An 18,785-nucleotide genomic window follows, 5' to 3' on the forward strand; every position below is an offset into this window, starting at 1 on the left:
GATATAAGCCCGTTTCAGCACTTCTGCTAACCTTGCGCAACAGGAGCGGCCGAGAAGGCCGACCGAATAATGATATCAGGAGAACGGGGATGAATTTTCCACTTATCGCGAACGTTGTTGTGTTCGTGGCACTGCTGTTTTTGCTGGCGCAGGCGCGTCACAAACAGTGGAGCCTGGCAAAAAAAGTGCTGGTCGGTTTAGGCCTTGGCGTGATCTTCGGCCTTGCGCTGCAGGCTATCTATGGTTCTGATAACCCGGTACTGAAAGATTCCATCCAGTGGTTCAACGTAGTCGGCAATGGCTATGTTCAGTTGCTGCAAATGATTGTCATGCCGCTGGTTTTCGCCTCAATTTTGAGCGCCGTTGCACGCCTGCATAACGCATCGCAACTGGGCAAAATCAGTTTTCTGACCATCGGTACACTGTTGTTCACCACGCTTATCGCTGCGCTGGTGGGTGTACTGGTGACCAATCTGTTCGGTTTGACGGCAGAAGGTCTGGTGCAGGGTACGGCAGAAACTGCGCGTTTGAACGCCATTCAGAGCAACTATGTCGGCAAAGTGGCCGATCTCACCGTGCCGCAGTTGCTGCTCTCTTTCGTACCGAAAAACCCGTTTGCCGACCTGACCGGCGCAAACCCAACATCAATTATCAGCATCGTTATCTTCGCTGCTTTCCTTGGCGTTGCGGCACTGAAACTGCTGAAGGATGATGCGCCGAAAGGCCAGCGTGTACTGACCGCTATTGATACGCTGCAAAGTTGGGTGATGAAACTGGTACGCCTTGTGATGCAACTGACACCGTATGGCGTGCTGGCGCTGATGACCAAAGTTGTCGCCGGTTCTAACATTCAGGACATCATCAAGCTGGGCAGCTTCGTTATCGCCTCTTACCTTGGCCTGGGCATTATGTTTGTAGTGCACGGTCTGCTGCTTGGCGTGAACGGCGTTAGCCCGCTGAAATTCTTCCGTAAAGTATGGCCGGTACTGACATTTGCCTTCACCAGCCGCTCCAGCGCGGCATCCATTCCGCTAAACGTGGAAGCGCAAACGCGTCGTCTGGGCGTACCGGAATCCATCGCCAGCTTCTCCGCCTCTTTTGGTGCAACCATTGGGCAGAACGGCTGTGCGGGGCTTTACCCGGCGATGCTGGCAGTGATGGTAGCCCCGACCGTTGGTATCAACCCGCTGGATCCTCTGTGGATTGCCACTCTGGTAGGGATTGTCACCGTGAGTTCCGCAGGCGTAGCGGGTGTTGGCGGCGGTGCGACTTTTGCCGCGCTTATCGTGCTGCCTGCGATGGGCCTGCCGGTAACGCTGGTGGCGCTGCTTATCTCTGTTGAACCGCTTATCGATATGGGCCGTACCGCCCTGAATGTCAGTGGTTCCATGACCGCCGGTACGCTGACCAGCCAGTGGCTGAAACAGACCGATAAAGCCGTGCTGGACAGTGAAGAGGACGCCGAGCTGGCGCACCGTTAATCACCCGGTAGGGAATAAACAATGCCACTTTCTTAAAGGGGCATTGATTGACAAGAAAGCCGCCTGCAATGTCAGGCGGTTTTTTTATTCTTCTTCTATCTCGCCTTCCTGGCGCATTTGCAGCGCCCAGCGCTGCGCGGCTTCCGGGACACTAAAGATCGGCGAGCGGCGAAACTTTTCCCCCATCAACACAAACGCCACATATTTGCCACGCAGCAACCAGACATCACGATAGCCATCCACTTTTGAGGCGTGATCGGGGGGAGCCGGTTCGACACGCGGGACATAGCTGATAATGGCTCGGTTTTGTTGACGATAAGATTTCATAAGCGATGCGTTCTACAGACAAATTCTTCAAACATTAAAGACCTATCATAGCCGATTGTGAGCCTGTACGTCGCGCCTGGCTCCACTTTCTCTGATTTTTCACTTCCTTGCCGCCTCCTGATTAACCAGGTTAACGCAGCACGTTGTTCTATAGTTAGAAGGGTTTTAAGGAAACATCGACCATTTTTCAGCAATGAAAACAGGAGACGAGTTCAATGTCGCACAACGAGAAAGACCCTCATCATCATGCCCCGGTTCATGACGATAACGAATCCCGCCCAGGGCTGGACTCCCTGGCCCCTGAGGACAATTCGCACCGCCCTTCCCCGCGCCCCACAGCACCTGGCGAGCAACCGACCGCGCCGGGTAGCATGAAAGCGCCGGACACGTCGAATGACAAACTGAACGCACTGGAGCCTTACCGCAAGGGCGGCGAAAATTATCCCCTTACCACTAACCAGGGCGTGCGCATCGCCGATGACCAAAACTCCCTGCGCGCGGGAAAACGCGGCCCAACGCTGCTGGAAGACTTTATCCTGCGGGAGAAAATCACCCATTTCGACCATGAACGCATCCCTGAACGTATCGTGCATGCGCGCGGGTCGGCGGCACATGGCTACTTTCAGCCTTATCGTAGCCTGAGTGATATTACCAAAGCGGATTTTCTCTCAGATGCGGAGAAAATCACCCCGGTATTTGTCCGTTTTTCTACCGTGCAGGGCGGCGCGGGTTCAGCGGACACTGTGCGTGACATCCGTGGATTTGCCACCAAGTTCTATACCGAAGAAGGCATTTTTGACCTGGTTGGCAACAATACGCCGGTTTTCTTCATCCAGGATGCGCACAAATTCCCCGATTTTGTCCACGCGGTAAAACCAGAGCCGCACTGGGCGATCCCGCAAGGTCAAAGCGCGCACGACACCTTCTGGGACTATGTTTCGTTGCAACCGGAAACCTTGCACAACGTGATGTGGGCGATGTCCGATCGCGGCATTCCGCGCAGCTATCGCACGATGGAAGGTTTTGGCATCCACACCTTTCGCTTGATCAACGCCGAAGGCAAAGCCACGTTTGTTCGCTTCCACTGGAAACCACTGGCAGGAAAGGCATCGCTGGTGTGGGACGAATCGCAAAAACTGACCGGGCGCGATCCGGACTTCCACCGCCGCGAGTTGTGGGAAGCCATTGAGGCTGGCGATTACCCGGAATATGAACTGGGTTTACAGCTGATCCCGGAAGAGGACGAATTCAAATTTGATTTCGACCTGCTGGACCCGACCAAGCTTATTCCCGAAGAGCTGGTTCCGGTGCAGCGCGTCGGTAAAATGGTGTTAAACCGTAACCCGGATAACTTCTTTGCCGAAAACGAGCAGGCCGCGTTCCATCCAGGACACATCGTTCCCGGTCTGGATTTTACCAACGACCCACTGCTGCAAGGGCGTTTGTTCTCCTATACCGATACGCAAATCAGCCGACTCGGCGGGCCGAACTTCCATGAAATCCCCATCAACCGTCCAACTTGCCCGTACCATAACTTGCAGCGCGACGGCATGCACCGCATGGAGATTGACACCAATCCCGCTAACTATGAGCCGAACTCCATCAATGATAACTGGCCGCGAGAAACACCGCCTGGTCCAAAACGTGGCGGTTTCGAGACTTACCAGGAGCGCGTCGAAGGGGAAAAAATCCGTGAACGCAGCCCCTCATTTGGTGAATATTACGCCCATCCCCGCCTGTTCTGGTTAAGCCAGACACCATTTGAACAGCGCCATATTATTGACGCTTTCAGCTTCGAGTTGAGCAAAGTGGTGCGCGCGTATATTCGCGAACGTGTGGTGGATCACCTGGCGCACATTGACGTTCATCTGGCGCAAGGTGTGGCGGAAAATCTCGGTATTACCTTGAGCGACGATCAGTTAACTATCGCCCCGCCGCCGGAAGTGAATGGATTGAAAAAAGATCCTTCGCTGAGTCTTTATGCCGTCCCGGATGGCAACGTGAAAGGCCGGGTGGTGGCAGTTTTACTGCATGATAAGGTCAGCGCAGCGGATGTACTCAACGTATTGCAGGGGCTGAAAGCCAAAGGCGTTCATAGCAAATTGCTCTATGCACGAATGGGGCAAGTGACCGCGGATGATGGATCCAAATTACCGATTGCCGCTACCTTCGCCGGATCGCCGTCGCTGACGGTAGATGGCGTCATTGTTCCCGGCGGCGATATCAGCGATATCCTGCAGAATGGCGACGCGAAATATTATCTGCTGGAAGCCTATAAGCACCTGAAAACTATCGCGCTTGCGGGTGATGCGCGGCAGTTTAAACGCTTATTGAATGTGGATGATCAGGGAGAGGATGGTATTGTCGAGGCGGATAACGCCACGGCGAATTTTATCGATGATTTTCTGACGCATCTTGCGGCGCACCGCGTCTGGTCGCGCATCAGCAAAATCGATAGCATCCCGGCGTAAGCGTTATTGCAGCCATAAAAAACCGGCCAACTGGCCGGTTTTTTATTTGCTCAGGCTAAAAACCGAAATTACTGCTTAGCTTGCGGGTCGGTATCATACTCGGCGCAGGTCTGGTAGCCGGAGTTCATGACATGACCAGTTTCATCCAGTGCAACGAAATAGGTTTCAGTTTTGCCGTCACGTTGACCCAGAATATAGGTCTGGCAAGTGCCACGCGCGTGGATCATCGTAACTTCAGAAGAAGGACGGCCAGCAACCTGCATAACCTGCTGGCGGCTCATGCCTTTTTTCACATCTTTCACCACCGGCTGAGAAACCTGATCTTTTGCGCGATCGTAAGCCGTACAACCCGCCAGCATAGTCAGCACTGCAGCTGCGCCCAGAATTCCTGCGATGTTCTTATTCATATTCCATCCTCTTTTGTATCCGCTTGTGTATCAGCGTGTTATCTAAGCCTGGAATATAAAATTGCATTTTTCAACTAACAGACGGCATTGGCATAACTTTCGGAGAAATCTAATAAAAGTGAGATAAGCTGCTAAAACGCCGTAAATTGCGGCACTCAAATCTGTGATCCTTGTCGTTTTACCGCCAAAGGGTTAATTTGGCCCTATTATCTATTTGCACCCTGCAAAGCAGGACAACACAACGGAGGGGTAAATGACTCTGCAACAAGAGATTATTCAGGCGCTAGGCGTGAAGCCCACAGTCAATGCCGAAGAGGAAGTTCGCCGCAGCGTGGATTTCCTGAAAACCTATCTGAAAACCTATCCTTTTTTGCAAACGCTGGTGCTGGGCATTAGCGGCGGTCAGGATTCCACGCTGGCCGGAAAAATCAGCCAGATGGCAATCAGCGAATTGCGCCAGGAAACGGGCAATCAAGCCTATCAATTTATCGCCGTCCGTCTGCCTTACGGTAAGCAAGCGGATGAACAGGATTGCCAGGATGCCATCGCGTTTATTCAGCCGGATCGCGTTCTGACCGTCAATATCAAAGCCTCGGTGCTGGCAAGCGAGCAAGCGCTGCGTGACACAGGCATCGAACTGAGCGATTTCGTGCGCGGCAATGAAAAAGCGCGCGAACGTATGAAAGCGCAATACAGCATTGCGGGCATGACGAAAGGCGTGGTGGTTGGCACCGACCATGCCGCCGAAGCAGTGACCGGCTTCTTCACCAAATATGGCGATGGCGGCACCGACATCAATCCGCTTTTCCGTCTGAACAAACGCCAGGGTAAACAGTTGCTGGCTTACCTGGGCTGCCCGGAACATCTTTATAAAAAAGCGCCAACGGCCGACCTGGAGGACGATCGCCCTTCACTGCCCGATGAAGCCGCACTGGGCGTAACTTACGAAAATATCGATGATTATCTTGAAGGGAAAACGCTGGACGCCAGTATCGCGAAAATCATTGAAGGCTGGTATGTGAAAACAGAGCACAAGCGCCGCCCGCCTATTACCGTATTCGACGATTTCTGGAAACAGAAATAACCCACAGGCGGCGCAAGCCGCCTCTTTTTTAGGCACTTATTGGCTGCTATACTGGATAGGTAAACAGTATCAGGAGTCTTTTGTGGTCAGGCGTCAATCCGCCCCGCGTCTTGAATTCGAAGCGGCGGCAATCTATGAATATCCGGAACATCTTCGTCCGTGGCTGGAAGCAATGCCCAAACAGCCCGGCGTCTATATTTTTCACGGCGAAAGCGAGGCGATGCCGCTTTATATCGGTAAAAGCGTCAATATCCGCAGTCGTGTGCTGTCGCACCTGCGCACGCCCGATGAAGCAGCGATGCTGCGTCAGTCGCGGCGTATTACCTGGATTTGCACCGCCGGGGAGATTGGCGCGCTGTTGCTCGAAGCGCGGCTGATTAAAGAACAACAGCCGCTATTTAATAAGCGTCTGCGCCGTAATCGCCAGCTCTGCTCACTTCGCCTGAGCGGTGAAAAACCGCAGGTGGTGTATGCCAAAGAGGTGGATTTCTCCTCCTCTCCCAATCTGTATGGCCTGTTTGCCAACCGTCGCGCCGCATTGCAAGCGCTGCAGTCGATCGCTGATGACGAAAATCTGTGCTACGGGCTGCTGGGTCTGGAATCGCTAAGTCGCGGCCGGGCTTGTTTTCGATCAGCATTACAGCGCTGTGCCGGGGCATGTTGCGGCAAAGAGACGCGTGAAGCACATGATGAACGCTTAGCTGCTGCGATGGCACGCCTGCAACTGGTCTGCTGGCCATGGCGCGGCCCAATCGGGCTGAAAGAGAGCGCAGCGGGAATGACGCAGTATCACATCATTCATAACTGGCTATGGTTGGGTTCAGTTGATGAGCCCGCCGCTGCCGCGCAACTACTGCGTTTGCCGGCGGGTTTCGATCATGACGGCTACAAAATTCTCTGCAAGCCGCTGCTTTCCGGGGAGTACGAAATCATTGAACTAGATTAATGGCCGGGTAGCCAGGTGATTTCACTGAACAGTAACTGCCCTTCAGACTTTAGCAACCGCAGAGTTTGCCGCCCTTCCTGCCAGTAGGCACCCTGATCGGCGGTCAACAATTTATCGCCCAATTGCCACGCCCCGCTCAGAACGAAAATAACGCCGCCGCGTGTACCAATAGTGGTAAAGGTGCGATCGGCGATACGGACTTTCGCATGGCAGCGATCGCGGCGCGTCATCACGTTAAAATCCAGCGACATGCGCCCGTCTGAAAGTTCAGCCCTGACCGGCTGCTCACCGGCAAAAGTAAAGGGCTGGTGGTGTTTAAGCGTGTGGCTGAAAGCGCCTCCGCCATTCAGCGTCACTTCGCCACCTTCAATCAGGGTTATTACCCGATCCACGCCAGGAAATTGCGGAAAATCACCGTTGCTGGCAAGCGAAGCGATACTGGCTCGCCAGTTAAAATCACGCGTTGCGGGCGGAAAACAGCAAATTTCCCGGGTTTCACCCGCCCCATTACGCCAGAGATTGACCGGCATTTTACGGATATCAAAGAATTCCATCATCACTCCTGAATGGCGCGGGCTTTACCAGCGCCGCTGCCTCTTCGGGCAGCCTGCATCATTGTTATTGTTTACTTTGCCATGTGTGAGTTATCGGCAGCCGACACGATTTGCCTTAGGCTACTACGCAATCAGACATGTAAAAAATCATCAATTTCAGATAAGTAACATCACCACAAAAACGAGGCTTAACGAGAATACCGCGCCAGTGGCGGCTGGCAAGAGGGAAACAAGAAAAAACCGCCGGTTCTGCCCATCACGTAAAACAAGCGATGAGCAAAACCGGCGGTCTTAAGGAGGGTCGCTGAATTATTCAGCAGGTGCAGGAGGCATTTTACCTTCCGGCGCCGGATGTTCTGTCAGACGCTTCTCAAAATTGGCATTGAACTGCTTTTTCTGTTCCGGGGTCAGAATGTTGTAAATCTTGTTCTGCGTCTCCATATGTTTCAGCATGATTTCTTTATGCTGCTGTTCCATTTTGGTGATTTGCGCTTCGGCTTTCGCGCGGTCAAAGCTGTCGCTGGTAATGATGTCATGCATTGCGCGCATCTCTTCAACCGGCGGGCGTTTCATCTCTTCGCGCTGGCTTTTCATGATGTCGAGGACTTGCTGTTTCTGCGCATCAGTCAGATTCAGACCTTTGAACATCATGTCATGCGGGCCTTTACCTTTGTGGTGCATCATAGGTTTCGCGTCGTCGGGTGCGGCGGCGGTATCCGCAGCATGAGCCAGACCTGCAGCGCCAAAAGCCAGGGTAGAGGCAACAAACAGAGCAGTCAATTTACGCATAATTTTATTCCTTACTTCGGTTTTACTTACGGCGGTTGCCGTGTTGACGCTATTCACTTTACTGGCTTTATCGTCAATTAATCAGAGCGACGGTAAAACAATGAAAGTGTAAAGACCCTTTTTACGTCAAATGTGAAGGAAATAAGGATAAACCGTGGAGAGTCGAAAATTAAATATTCAACACACTGATTAAAAAGGAATTATGGAGAATTTTAAATCAACGTGATTTATTAATAAAGCGCTTCAACAGGATAATTCTGCAATTTATTTAAGAAAACAATAAAAATAAGCCCTGCGTTAACAGGGCTGGCTGTTTAATTAATTTTCTCGAGCATTAGTCCGGCACGTAAGCCAATGGCAACATTCGGATTCGGAAACAAAACATACTCCTGTTCATGTTGCACCACATACCGCTCGCCGCGATCTTCTGCCAGCAAAGTACCCGCACTGAAGGCCGTAAAATTGAGTGTATCCGCACTCATGAAGAGTTTAAATTCTTCACTGTGGCGGGTCAGTTGCTGCACTACCCGATAGCGCAGCGGCGTGTTTTCCGTATCCGGTGCGGGTTCGCCCGCCAGTAACGCCGCCAGCGCCCAGGCCGTACGCTGGAATTGGCTTAAATCGTTTTCACCAAACGGCAACGCTTTGCCAAGCTCCAGTGTGCAAGCCAGCGCGTTAAAATGCTCGCAGCTGTAGTGCGTAAACGTACCGCCTGGCGCCTGATGAAATACCAGCGCCTCCAGCCCTGCGTCACCCAGCCATTCCAGAAACGGTTCATCCCAGGGCTCTGCTCGCTGTGGCAGCACGCCAAAGCGCACATGATGCGAACCGCGGATCGCGGTATGTAAATCCAGATGCCAGCGCACCTCATCGCCCGCCGCAAAGAAATGCGTCACCGCTCGTTCAAGCTGGGCGGCGCGCACCGTTTCATCGTTGGGCGGCAACTGCTGCCAGCGGCCACCAAACATCCGGTTGAGATCGTTATGCACAAATCGCTTGTTTTGCGCCAGCGCCTGCGGATTTCCAAGGATCACCAGCAGCCGCCAGGTGAGTGGCTGTTCGCCCGCAAAGACATTTTTAAGCAACAGCTCCAGCATCTCCACCGGCGCGGTTTCATTACCGTGGATAGCACACGAGATGACCAGCGATCGCCCGACGGATTGTCTCGGGATCAGTTCCAGAATCCCTTGTTCGTGCCACAACCAGTGAATACCGCCCGACTCCCCTGACATTTTTCGCGGGATATCGCCCGCAAGCGTTGCAGCAAGAAAGTTATCCATACGGCCTCCGGTTAACGCTGGAAGGGATACACCGATCCCAGATTCAACAACTGCGTTAATCGGTCCAGCGCTTCCCGCCCCTCGCGTAAAAGCTGCGGATCGGCTAAATCCGCTTGCGTCAGCCGATCGCGATAGTACCGATCCACCCAGTCATTGAGGGTGGCAAACAAACTGTCATTCATCATTACCGCCGGGTTAACGGCCTGCTGCTCCGCCTCGGTAAGCACCACACGCAAGCGCAGGCACGCCGGACCACCGCCATTCGCCATACTTTCGCGCAGATCAAACACGTTAAGCTCACTGATCGGGTTATCCTGCGCCAGCAGCGTGTTCAGATAGCGCCACACACCGGCATGTTCCTGCGACTCCTGCGGCAATACCAGCAACATGCTGCCATCATCACGACTCAGCAGTTGGCTGTTAAACAGATACGTTGCCACCGCATCACTAACAGAAACAGCCTGCTGCGGAACTTCAATCGCCATAAATCCCGGTACCTTAGAGTGTAGCTCGGCCAGCACACTAGCCTGGTCGGCAAAAGCCAGTTCGTGACAAAAAAGGACTTGTCGGTTCGAAACGGCAATCACATCGTTATGAAACACGCCCAGGTCGATAACGTCCGGGTTTTGCCGGGCGAAAACCACCTGCTCCGCGCGCACCTGATTGATACGCGCCACCGCCTCACTGGCTTCGCGCGTCTGGCGCGCCGGATAGCGCGCCGGGGCATCCAGGCTTGCGTACTCACGGCCATAAACGAAGAGTTGCACACCCGCTTCGCCGTAAGCACCGCCAAAGCGGTTATGGTTCGCCGCACCTTCATCGCCAAACATGGCAACCTGCGGCAGCGCCGGGTGGACAGCAAACACCGTTTCATCGCGGAAGATGGCGCGTAGCACCGCTTCTGTGGTCGGGGCTTCCATCGCGCGGTGGAATTTATTATTCAGATTGGCAACCGTGAGATGCACTTTGCCATCCAGCGCATCCGCCGACGGGCAGACGGTAGCCGCGTTTGCGACCCACATCGACGATGCCGAGCTAGCAGCGGAGAGGATCTGCGGCGCTTGTGCGGCAGCTTTTTCCACTACCTGCTCATCGCTGCCGGTGAAACCAAGCTGCCGCAAGACCGCGATATTAGGGCGCTCCTGCGGCGGGATCACCGCCTGCGGGAAACCCGCGTCGGCGAGCGCTTTCATTTTCAGTAGCCCCTGCTTTGCCGCCAGTTTCGGGTTAGAAACCTGAAAACGGTGTTTGGTCGAGGCTTCATTACCAAAAGATAATCCGGCGTAATGGTGCGTTAGCCCAACCAGGCCATCGAAGTTAACCTCACGTGCTTTCATGGCTGCGCCTCGCGAGAGAAATCCAGTCCCGGGCTGAGCGTCTGTGGCAACATCAACGCGGGAGATTCAAGACTCGCCATCGGCCAGGCGCAGTAATCCGCTGCGTACCACGCGCTGGCGCGATGGTTACCCGAGGCACCCACGCCGCCAAACGGCGCGGTACTGGCCGCACCGGTCAACGGTTTATTCCAGTTGACGATCCCGGCGCGCGCTTCCAGCAGCAGTTGATCAAATTTTTGCCGATCCGGGGAAATCAACCCGCAGGCCAGCCCGTAGCGCGTGTCGTTCGCCATACGGATTGCCTGATCAAAATCGTCATAGCGCCAGACACAAAGCAGCGGGCCAAAAACTTCTTCGTCCGGCACTCCCGCCACGTCCGTCATCTCGATAATCCCCGGCGTCAGCAGCGAGGTTCCTTCCGCTAACAGGCGCGGTGCCAGCAAAGTTTTACCGCCGCGAGCTTCGTGCGCCTGCCAGGCGTGGTAAACCTGCTGCGCCGCCTGGGGTGAAATCAGGCCACCGAAAAACGGCGCGGGTTCCGCATCCCAGGCCTGCGGTTGCAGCCGCGCGCTCACTTCCACCAGCCGCGCCAGAAAGTCATCGCCCGCTTTAGAACGCTTAACCAGTAAGCGGCGTGCGCAGGTGCAACGCTGCCCGGCGGTAATAAATGCTGACTGGATCGCCAGATGGACGGCGGCATCGGTATCGTCAAGATCTTCAACAATTAGCGGGTTATTCCCCCCCATCTCCAGCGCGAGAATTTTTTCTGGCTGCCCGGCAAGCTGACGGTGAAGTTGATAACCCGTATTGGCGCTGCCGGTAAATAACAATCCGTCCAGCCCCGGCAGTGCGCTCAGCGCCTGGCCGGTCTCACGCCCGCCCTGCACCAGGTTCAGCACGCCTGCGGGCAAACCCGCTTGCTCCCAGAGTTTGACCACCGCTTCGCCGGTCCACGGAGTGAGTTCGCTGGGTTTAAAGATCAGTGTATTTCCCGCGAGCAACGCCGGGATAATATGCCCATTCGGCAGATGACCGGGGAAGTTGTACGGCCCGAAAACAGCCAGCACGCCATGTGGGCGATGGCGCAGTGTTGCGGCACCATCCGCCATCTCCGTGTGTTGTTCCCCGGTACGCACGTGGTACGCCTTTACCGATATTGAGGCTTTGTTGATCATCGCCGTCACTTCGGTCGCCGCTTCCCAGCGCGGCTTACCGGTTTCGCGGGCAATGATTTCGGCCAGCGCCGCTTTGTTGGTCTCCAGCAGCGCCGCGAATTTCTCGACAATCGCCTGGCGCTCAGTAAAAGTCTGCCGCGCCCACTGCGGGAAAGCGTCGCGCGCGGCCTGATACGCCAGCGCCACTTGCTCGCTATCGGCATCAAAGCCGTGCCACAACGCTTCGTGGCTTACCGGGTTGGTTTTGACGCGGCGTTCGCCCTGGCCTGTTACCCAGTCACCCTTAATCCATAAACTCATTTTGTTTTCTCCTCGCCACTTTTCTCTTCGGCACACAGGCGCACCAGCCGCACGGTATCCCCCGGCTGACACTTCAGCGCATCCAGTTCGGCTGCCGTTAATAGCAAACGCTCGGTGTTTGGATCCGCGTAAATAAGCATGGCGCGGAATTGCTGGTACTGCTCATTGGAGACCATACACGCGGGCCATTCACCCGGTGCGCGCTGGCCTTCGCCTGCCGTCACCAGGCGGCTTTTGCGAATCGCCCGCACCCGGTCAACATCGCATTCGAGCGTCGGCCCGCCATCAAAAATGTCGACATAGTTACGGTAGCGAAAGCCCTCTTTTTCCAGCACCGCACGGGCCGGTGCCGTCTGTGGATGCACCTCGCCAATCACCGCTTGCGCCTCTTGTGAAAGAAAGTGGGTATAAATAGGGTGCTTTGGCATAAGCTCCGCGATAAAGGCTTTTTGCCCGGTGCCGCACAGGTAATCCGCCCGGCTGAATTCCATCGAAAAGAAACGTTTGCCCAGGCTCTCCCAGAATGGCGAATAACCGTGCTCGTCAATCACGCCGCGCATCTCGGCCACTACTTTTTCATTGAAGCGCTCGCGGAATGCCGCCATAAACAGAAAGCGGGATTTCGACAACAGATAACCGTTGCCCTCTTTACGCCAGGCGGGATCGAGAAACAGTGTGCAAAGTTCGCTACTGCCGGTGTGATCGTTACTGAGAAACAGCGTTGGCAGCGCGTTATAGACATTCAACTCTTTCGAGGCATGCACCTGGGTCCCGACCCGGTAGTTATACCAGGGATCGTTCAGACCCACCGCGACCTCAATGGCGCAAATGCCCGCCACCTCGCCGCTTTGCGTCTCTTCCAGCACAAAAACATACCCTTGCTCACCCTTCGGCAGCTCACCCTGCCAGGTACGGCGCGAACGTTCAATCCGCGCAGCAAGCGTTGCTTCATCAACCGGCAACGACGTCAGGCCGCCACCGGTTTTTCCGGCCAGCCGCATCAGCGCCGGTAAATCGCCTTCGGCGACAGGACGGATCACCATCATGATGCGTTCTCCGTAATGAATTTTTCACAGGCGCGGCCAACGCGCGCAAGCCCGTCGCGGATCTCTTCTTCGCTGATATTCAACGCCGGAGCGAAACGCAGCACATTGCCACCGGCAATCAGCACCATTGCGCCTTCTGCCGCCGCAAGTTGCGAAAGTTGTTTTGCTTTTCCAGCATATTCGGGAACCAGTTGGCAACCGATCAGCAACCCTAAACCACGGATTTCACTGAACAGGTGATAACGGTCATTGATCGCCGCAAGCTGCTCCGTAAACCATTGATGGCGCTGCTTCACGCCAGTCAGAGTTTCCCGTGTGTTGACGATATCGAGCAACGCACCTGCCACCGCGCCGGCCAGCGGGTTACCGCCGTAGGTCGTACCGTGAGTACCGACATTCATCACTTTGCCAAACTGTTCGGTGGTCAGCATCGCGCCAATCGGGAAACCGCCGCCCAACGCTTTTGCTGTGGTCAGCGCATCCGGCGTCACACCGTAATGCATATAGGCATACAGCTCGCCGGTACGACCAACGCCGGTTTGCACCTCATCAAAAATCAGCAGCGCGTTATGACGGGTACACAGCTCGCGCAACCCTTGCAAAAACGCCTGGCTGGCTGGCACCACGCCGCCTTCACCCTGTATCGGCTCGACAATAACGGCACAGGTATCGTCATTAATTAAGGCGCTGGCGGAGGCCAGATCGTTGAACTGCGCATGCTGGATTTGCGGCGGTAACGGCGCAAAATCTTGCGAATATGCCGGTTGCCCGCCCGCGCTAACGGTAAATAAGGTGCGTCCATGGAACGCATTCTTGAACGCGACAATGCCGCTTTTATGCGGGCCAAAGGTATCGTGGGCATATTTGCGCGCCAGCTTCAGCGCCGCTTCGTTTGCCTCGGCACCGGAGTTACAGAAGAAAGCACGATCGGCAAAGGTCGCGTCCAGCAGGCGTTTCGCCAGTTTCAGCACCGGCTCGTTGGTATAGCCGTTGCCGGTATGCCAGAACTTCGCCGCCTGTTCGCTGAGCGCTTTACACAGCGCGGGATGCGCATGCCCCAGCGCGTTCACCGCAATCCCTCCGGCAAAGTCGACATATTCTTTACCCTGCTGATCCCACAGGCGGGAACCGTCACCGCGTACCGGAATAAAAGGCGCAGGCGCGTAGACAGGCAACATCCATTGATCAAAATTTTCACGCGTAATTGACAGAGACATAGCGACCTCATCCGGTAAATAAATAGTTGATAAAATGTTAATGAATATGAACGTTTTCGCTGTAAATGTAGATTGCACGGTTCGTGCCAGCCAGCGATAAAAATGCATAAACGACTTTCATTAACGAAATTTCAATAACTTAAAACCTATCGCCATTCACTTTATTTGCATAAAAAGTGAATAACCAGAGATCCAAATGAGGTGGAGAGGGAGTAAAGTCGCCTGTTTATGCAATTAGAAATTTTAATTATAGAACTGTGATCATCAGCGAAATTAATTTACATCCTGCGCCCTGTTTTAGTGCGTTTCGCCCTAAATAAGGGCGCGTGATGCGCCAGTGCGCATCGGCGGCGGCAATATCAATAAGTGGCGGTGGTTAAATGTAAATTCTGCTAACATCTCTGCATCTTTCACTCTGCTAAATGGCTGCGACTATGAAATTCGTCTCTTTTAATATCAATGGCCTGCGCGCCCGCCCTCACCAGCTTGAAGCGCTGGTTGAGCAACATCAGCCGGACGTCATCGGCCTGCAGGAGACCAAAGTCCACGACGATATGTTTCCGCTCGAAGATGTCGCACGGCTGGGTTACAACGTTTTTTATCACGGACAGAAAGGCCACTACGGCGTGGCGTTGCTGACCAAAGAGACGCCGATCTCCGTGCGTCGCGGCTGGCCGAACGACGGCGAAGAAGCGCAGCGCCGCATTATCATGGCGGAGATCCCCTCGCCTATCGGCGATATCACGGTGATTAATGGCTATTTCCCGCAGGGCGAAAGCCGCGACCATCCGCTGAAGTTCCCGGCGAAAGAGAAGTTCTACCAGGACTTGCAGAACTATCTCGATACAGAACTCGATAAAACAAAGCCGGTGTTGATCATGGGCGATATGAATATCAGCCCGACAGACCTTGATATCGGTATCGGTGAAGAGAACCGCAAACGCTGGCTGCGCACCGGTAAATGCTCCTTCCTGCCGGAAGAGCGCGAATGGATGGAGCGTCTGAAAGGCTGGGGGCTGGTGGATACGTTCCGCGAAGCCAACCCGGAAACGCAGGATCGCTTCTCGTGGTTTGATTACCGCTCAAAAGGCTTCGACGATAACCGCGGCCTGCGTATCGATCTGCTGCTGGCAAGCCAACCGCTGGCGGAGCGCTGCATTGAGACGGGTATCGATTACGACATTCGCAGCATGGAAAAACCGTCCGACCACGCACCTGTGTGGGCCAAATTTAAGGTCTGACGGATGACGCCCGCGCCTTCTCCGTGGGTTTGCGCGACATGGCTGGCGGATATGCTGCAACATCGCCCGGTCACGGCTGGCCCGCAGGGTGAGTGGCGGCTGCTGGAAGTGGGCTGTGACGCTGAACACCTCTATCGCGCCGGGCATATTCCCGGCGCGGATTATATTGACACCCGCGAAGTAGAAAGCCTGCCGCTGTGGAATGTGCTCAAGCCAGAACAATTACGCCAGGTGCTGCTCAGTCATGGCCTGCGCGCGGAGAGTACCGCCATCCTTTACGCCCGCGGCAATTATGCGGCTGAGCGGATGGCGCACATTTTGTTATACGCCGGGATCAGAGATGTTCGCTTACTGGATGGCGGCTGGCATAGCTGGCTGCGCACCGGTTTAGCCGAGGAAATCGGCGCAGCGCCAGACATTAAACCGCAAAGGGATTTCGGCGTACGTATCCCGGCGCAACCTGAGCTACTGCTCAATATGGCGCAAACCCAACAGCGGCTGGCGCAGCCCGGTACGTTGCTGGTCAGTATCCGCAGTTGGCCCGAGTTTAGCGGTCAGACAAGCGGTTATGACTATATCGCCGCGACCGGTGATATTCCCGGTGCTCGCTGGGGGCAGGCAGCAGGCGACAGCCAGTTGATTACCAACTTTCACAATGCAGATGGCACGGTGCGCAACCCGTCAGAGATCGCCGCGCTCTGGCAACAACAGCGCATCACTGGCGATAACCCGGTAATTTTTTATTGCGGCACTGGCTGGCGCGCCTCGTTTGCCTTTTTTATTGCCCGCGCGCTCGGCTGGGCGGATATCGCCGTGTATGATGGCGGCTGGTTCGAATGGAGCCAGCATACTAACGGAACGCAGTAATGACCCTTCTGAAAACTCTGGATGTCGTGGCCGCCATCATTGAGCGTGACGGCAAAATTTTACTGGCACAGCGCCCCGACCATGCCGATCAGGCCGGTCTGTGGGAATTTGCCGGTGGCAAGGTTGAAGCCGGGGAAACACAGCCGCAGGCGCTAACGCGCGAGTTGCGGGAAGAGCTGGGTATTGATGTCGAGCCTGCACGCTATGTTGCCAGCCATCAGCGGGAGGTTTCCGGGCGGTTGATTCATTTGCACGCCTGGCATGTGGAGAATTTTAGCGGTGAACCGGTACGTCACTATCACCGGGCGTTGTTGTGGTGCTTACCCGCCGAAGCGCTGAAACTGCCGCTGGCTCCGGCGGATATTCCGCTGCTGGAAGCGTTTATGGCTTCACGCGCCGCCACACCAGCGGGTTAGTGGAAATGGTTTTCTCATCGCGCTGGCATTGTAATAACACGCCCTCGGTTTTGATAACCGCCCCTTCGCTGTAGTTTTGATTACCGTATACGCAGCATTGCATGCAGGGCTGCGTGGTCTGCGTCTGTCCACCGGAGCTGAACACTTCCGGCGGCACATTCACCTCGATTCCCGGCGACGGTAAACGTTCAGCCAGCACGCTGGTTGAGGCAGCGACCAGTAACACTGCTGCTATCCACTTAATTCGGGCCATAACTTGTCCTTTTTGATTGACGCCACTCATTACTATAACGGATCTCTGCGGCAGGACTTTAATTTCACCGATCATCGTTTTTAGTTATGACAGATTGCCAATTATTAATTTGCCTGGTGTGCGGATTTTTCCCTTGCAGCATGCAACCTTGCGAATGTTATAGTCCAAAAGTGCCTGCTTTTTGCGCACCACCATCACAATAAATTCACCACAACAATAAGAGACACTTATATCTATGGATCAGACGCACTCTCTTGCATCATTTCTCCAGTATGTCGAACAGCGTGACCCGCACCAGCCGGAGTTCTCCCAGGCCGTTCGTGAAGTGATGACTACCCTCTGGCCCTTCCTTGAAGCTCACCCGCGTTACCGCCAGATGTCTTTACTCGAACGCCTCGTTGAACCGGAGCGCGTGATTCAGTTTCGCGTCGCCTGGGTTGATGACCGCAATCAGGTGCAGGTTAACCGTGCCTGGCGCGTACAGTTCAGTTCGGCCATTGGCCCCTACAAAGGTGGCATGCGTTTTCACCCGTCGGTGAATTTGTCGATCCTCAAATTCCTCGGCTTTGAACAAACGTTCAAAAACGCGCTCACAACCCTGCCGATGGGCGGTGGCAAAGGCGGCAGTGATTTCGATCCGAAAGGCAAAAGCGATGGCGAAGTGATGCGCTTCTGCCAGGCGCTGATAAGCGAACTGTATCGCCATCTTGGTGCGGATACCGACGTGCCCGCCGGAGATATTGGCGTCGGCGCACGCGAAGTCGGTTTTATGGCCGGGATGATGAAAAAGCTCTCCAACAATACCGCTTGTGTGTTTACCGGCAAGGGGCTGTCGTTTGGCGGCAGTCTGATCCGCCCGGAAGCGACGGGTTACGGCCTGGTCTATTTCACCGAAGCGATGCTCAAGCGTCACGGTCTTGGCTTTGAAGGTATGCGTGTGGCGGTTTCCGGCTCCGGCAACGTGGCGCAATACGCGATTGAAAAAGCGATGGCCTTCGGTGCACGGGTGATCACCGCGTCGGACTCTGCCGGTACCGTGGTGGATGAAGCCGGGTTTAACCGTGAAAAACTGGCCCGTCTGTGCGAGATCAAAGCCAGCCGCGACGGCCGCATCGCAGATTACGCGCGGGAATTTGGTCTGACATACCTCGAAGGCAAACAGCCATGGTCGGTGCCGGTCGACATCGCGCTGCCGTGCGCCACGCAAAATGAACTGGATACCGACGCGGCGCGTGTGTTGATTGCCAACGGCGTAAAAGCCGTGGCGGAAGGCGCAAATATGCCCACCACCATTGATGCCACCGAACTGTTCCTCGAAGCGGGCGTGCTGTTCGCACCGGGTAAAGCGGCGAATGCAGGCGGCGTGGCTACCTCCGGTCTGGAGATGGCGCAGAATGCCGCACGTATGGGCTGGAAAGCGGAAAAAGTGGATGCGCGTTTGCATCACATCATGCTGGATATTCACCAGGCTTGCGTTGAGTACGGTGGCGAAGACAAACAGACGCACTATGTGCGCGGTGCCAACATCGCGGGCTTCGTGAAAGTCGCCGACGCGATGCTGGCGCAGGGCGTAATTTGATAAGCAGGCCGGATA

General features: G+C 55.0%; 18 protein-coding genes. 8 read left to right on the forward strand and 10 right to left on the reverse strand.

Features of this window, described 5'->3' with window-relative positions:
- Window positions 1-89: 89 nt before the first annotated feature.
- Window positions 90-1,481: an L-cystine transporter gene (locus M8Q36_RS20075; protein WP_249882112.1), complete on the forward strand. Its 1,392-nt coding sequence runs from the start codon at window positions 90-92 to the stop codon at window positions 1,479-1,481.
- Window positions 1,482-1,565: 84 nt separating this feature from the next.
- Here M8Q36_RS20075 and cedA read toward each other — a convergent pair whose 3' ends face one another.
- Complete coding sequence (gene cedA / locus M8Q36_RS20080; RefSeq protein ID WP_017456539.1) at window positions 1,566-1,808, reverse strand: cell division activator CedA; 243 nt, start codon at window positions 1,806-1,808, stop codon at window positions 1,566-1,568.
- A 215-nt stretch (window positions 1,809-2,023) separates the two neighbouring features.
- Here cedA and katE point away from each other — a divergent pair, with 215 nt between their 5' ends.
- Window positions 2,024-4,279, forward strand: coding sequence for a catalase HPII (gene katE, locus M8Q36_RS20085; protein WP_249882113.1), 2,256 nt, complete (start codon window positions 2,024-2,026; stop codon window positions 4,277-4,279).
- A gap of 68 nt (window positions 4,280-4,347) precedes the next feature.
- Here the strand turns inward: katE and osmE are convergent, their stop codons facing one another.
- Window positions 4,348-4,686, reverse strand: coding sequence for an osmotically-inducible lipoprotein OsmE (osmE, locus tag M8Q36_RS20090; RefSeq protein ID WP_017456537.1), 339 nt, complete (start codon window positions 4,684-4,686; stop codon window positions 4,348-4,350).
- Window positions 4,687-4,939: 253 nt separating this feature from the next.
- On the opposite strand from osmE, the gene nadE reads away from it, so the two are divergent.
- Together nadE and cho are read left to right on the forward strand one after the other, a co-directional pair.
- Window positions 4,940-5,770: an NAD(+) synthase gene (nadE, locus tag M8Q36_RS20095; protein ID WP_020454002.1), complete on the forward strand. Its 831-nt coding sequence runs from the start codon at window positions 4,940-4,942 to the stop codon at window positions 5,768-5,770.
- An 82-nt stretch (window positions 5,771-5,852) separates the two neighbouring features.
- On the forward strand, window positions 5,853-6,716 hold the full coding sequence (gene cho / locus M8Q36_RS20100) for an excinuclease Cho (RefSeq protein ID WP_249882114.1): 864 nt from the start codon (window positions 5,853-5,855) through the stop codon (window positions 6,714-6,716).
- On the opposite strand, the gene ves is transcribed toward cho, so the two are convergent.
- From ves to astC, 7 genes are all read right to left on the reverse strand, one after another.
- On the reverse strand, window positions 6,713-7,270 hold the full coding sequence (ves, locus tag M8Q36_RS20105; protein WP_249882822.1) for an environmental stress-induced protein Ves: 558 nt from the start codon (window positions 7,268-7,270) through the stop codon (window positions 6,713-6,715). The two genes, cho and ves, sit on opposite strands and share 4 nt — an antisense overlap.
- Window positions 7,271-7,579: 309 nt before the next feature.
- Window positions 7,580-8,059, reverse strand: coding sequence for an ATP-independent periplasmic protein-refolding chaperone Spy (spy, locus tag M8Q36_RS20110; RefSeq protein ID WP_249882115.1), 480 nt, complete (start codon window positions 8,057-8,059; stop codon window positions 7,580-7,582).
- A 314-nt stretch (window positions 8,060-8,373) separates the two neighbouring features.
- On the reverse strand, window positions 8,374-9,339 hold the full coding sequence (astE, locus tag M8Q36_RS20115; RefSeq protein WP_249882117.1) for a succinylglutamate desuccinylase: 966 nt from the start codon (window positions 9,337-9,339) through the stop codon (window positions 8,374-8,376).
- 11 nt (window positions 9,340-9,350) lie between these two features.
- Window positions 9,351-10,676 carry an N-succinylarginine dihydrolase gene (astB, locus tag M8Q36_RS20120; protein WP_249882118.1) on the reverse strand — a complete coding sequence of 442 codons (1,326 nt, stop codon included), beginning with the start codon at window positions 10,674-10,676 and terminating at the stop codon, window positions 9,351-9,353.
- Complete coding sequence (astD, locus tag M8Q36_RS20125) at window positions 10,673-12,151, reverse strand: succinylglutamate-semialdehyde dehydrogenase (protein WP_249882119.1); 1,479 nt, start codon at window positions 12,149-12,151, stop codon at window positions 10,673-10,675. The genes astB and astD overlap by 4 nt, the downstream gene beginning before the upstream one ends.
- Window positions 12,148-13,197: an arginine N-succinyltransferase gene (gene astA / locus M8Q36_RS20130; RefSeq protein WP_020454009.1), complete on the reverse strand. Its 1,050-nt coding sequence runs from the start codon at window positions 13,195-13,197 to the stop codon at window positions 12,148-12,150. The genes astD and astA overlap by 4 nt, the downstream gene beginning before the upstream one ends.
- Window positions 13,194-14,414 (reverse strand): succinylornithine/acetylornithine transaminase, encoded by a 1,221-nt coding sequence (gene astC / locus M8Q36_RS20135; protein WP_249882120.1) that lies wholly within the window; start codon window positions 14,412-14,414, stop codon window positions 13,194-13,196. The genes astA and astC overlap by 4 nt, the downstream gene beginning before the upstream one ends.
- 434 nt (window positions 14,415-14,848) lie before the next feature.
- Here astC and xthA point away from each other — a divergent pair, with 434 nt between their 5' ends.
- The 3 genes from xthA to M8Q36_RS20150 are packed head-to-tail and all read left to right on the forward strand — an operon-like array spanning window position 14,849 to window position 16,938.
- A complete protein-coding gene (xthA, locus tag M8Q36_RS20140) occupies window positions 14,849-15,655 on the forward strand; it encodes an exodeoxyribonuclease III (RefSeq protein WP_020454011.1) in 807 nt (268 codons plus the stop codon).
- Window positions 15,656-15,658: 3 nt separating this feature from the next.
- On the forward strand, window positions 15,659-16,522 hold the full coding sequence (locus M8Q36_RS20145; protein WP_249882121.1) for a sulfurtransferase: 864 nt from the start codon (window positions 15,659-15,661) through the stop codon (window positions 16,520-16,522).
- Window positions 16,522-16,938, forward strand: a complete 417-nt coding sequence (locus M8Q36_RS20150) for a pyrimidine (deoxy)nucleoside triphosphate diphosphatase (RefSeq protein WP_283945976.1) — start codon at window positions 16,522-16,524, stop codon at window positions 16,936-16,938. The genes M8Q36_RS20145 and M8Q36_RS20150 overlap by 1 nt, the downstream gene beginning before the upstream one ends.
- Here the strand turns inward: M8Q36_RS20150 and M8Q36_RS20155 are convergent.
- On the reverse strand, window positions 16,904-17,191 hold the full coding sequence (locus tag M8Q36_RS20155) for a YnjH family protein (RefSeq protein WP_249882122.1): 288 nt from the start codon (window positions 17,189-17,191) through the stop codon (window positions 16,904-16,906). The two genes, M8Q36_RS20150 and M8Q36_RS20155, sit on opposite strands and share 35 nt — an antisense overlap.
- A 235-nt stretch (window positions 17,192-17,426) precedes the next feature.
- Between M8Q36_RS20155 and gdhA the strand changes: the two genes are divergently transcribed.
- Window positions 17,427-18,770 (forward strand): NADP-specific glutamate dehydrogenase, encoded by a 1,344-nt coding sequence (gene gdhA / locus M8Q36_RS20160; protein WP_249882123.1) that lies wholly within the window; start codon window positions 17,427-17,429, stop codon window positions 18,768-18,770.
- The last annotated feature ends 15 nt before the right edge of the window (window positions 18,771-18,785 follow it).

The organism is Kosakonia sp. R1.Fl (assembly GCF_023516815.1).
Lineage (GTDB): Bacteria > Pseudomonadota > Gammaproteobacteria > Enterobacterales > Enterobacteriaceae > Kosakonia.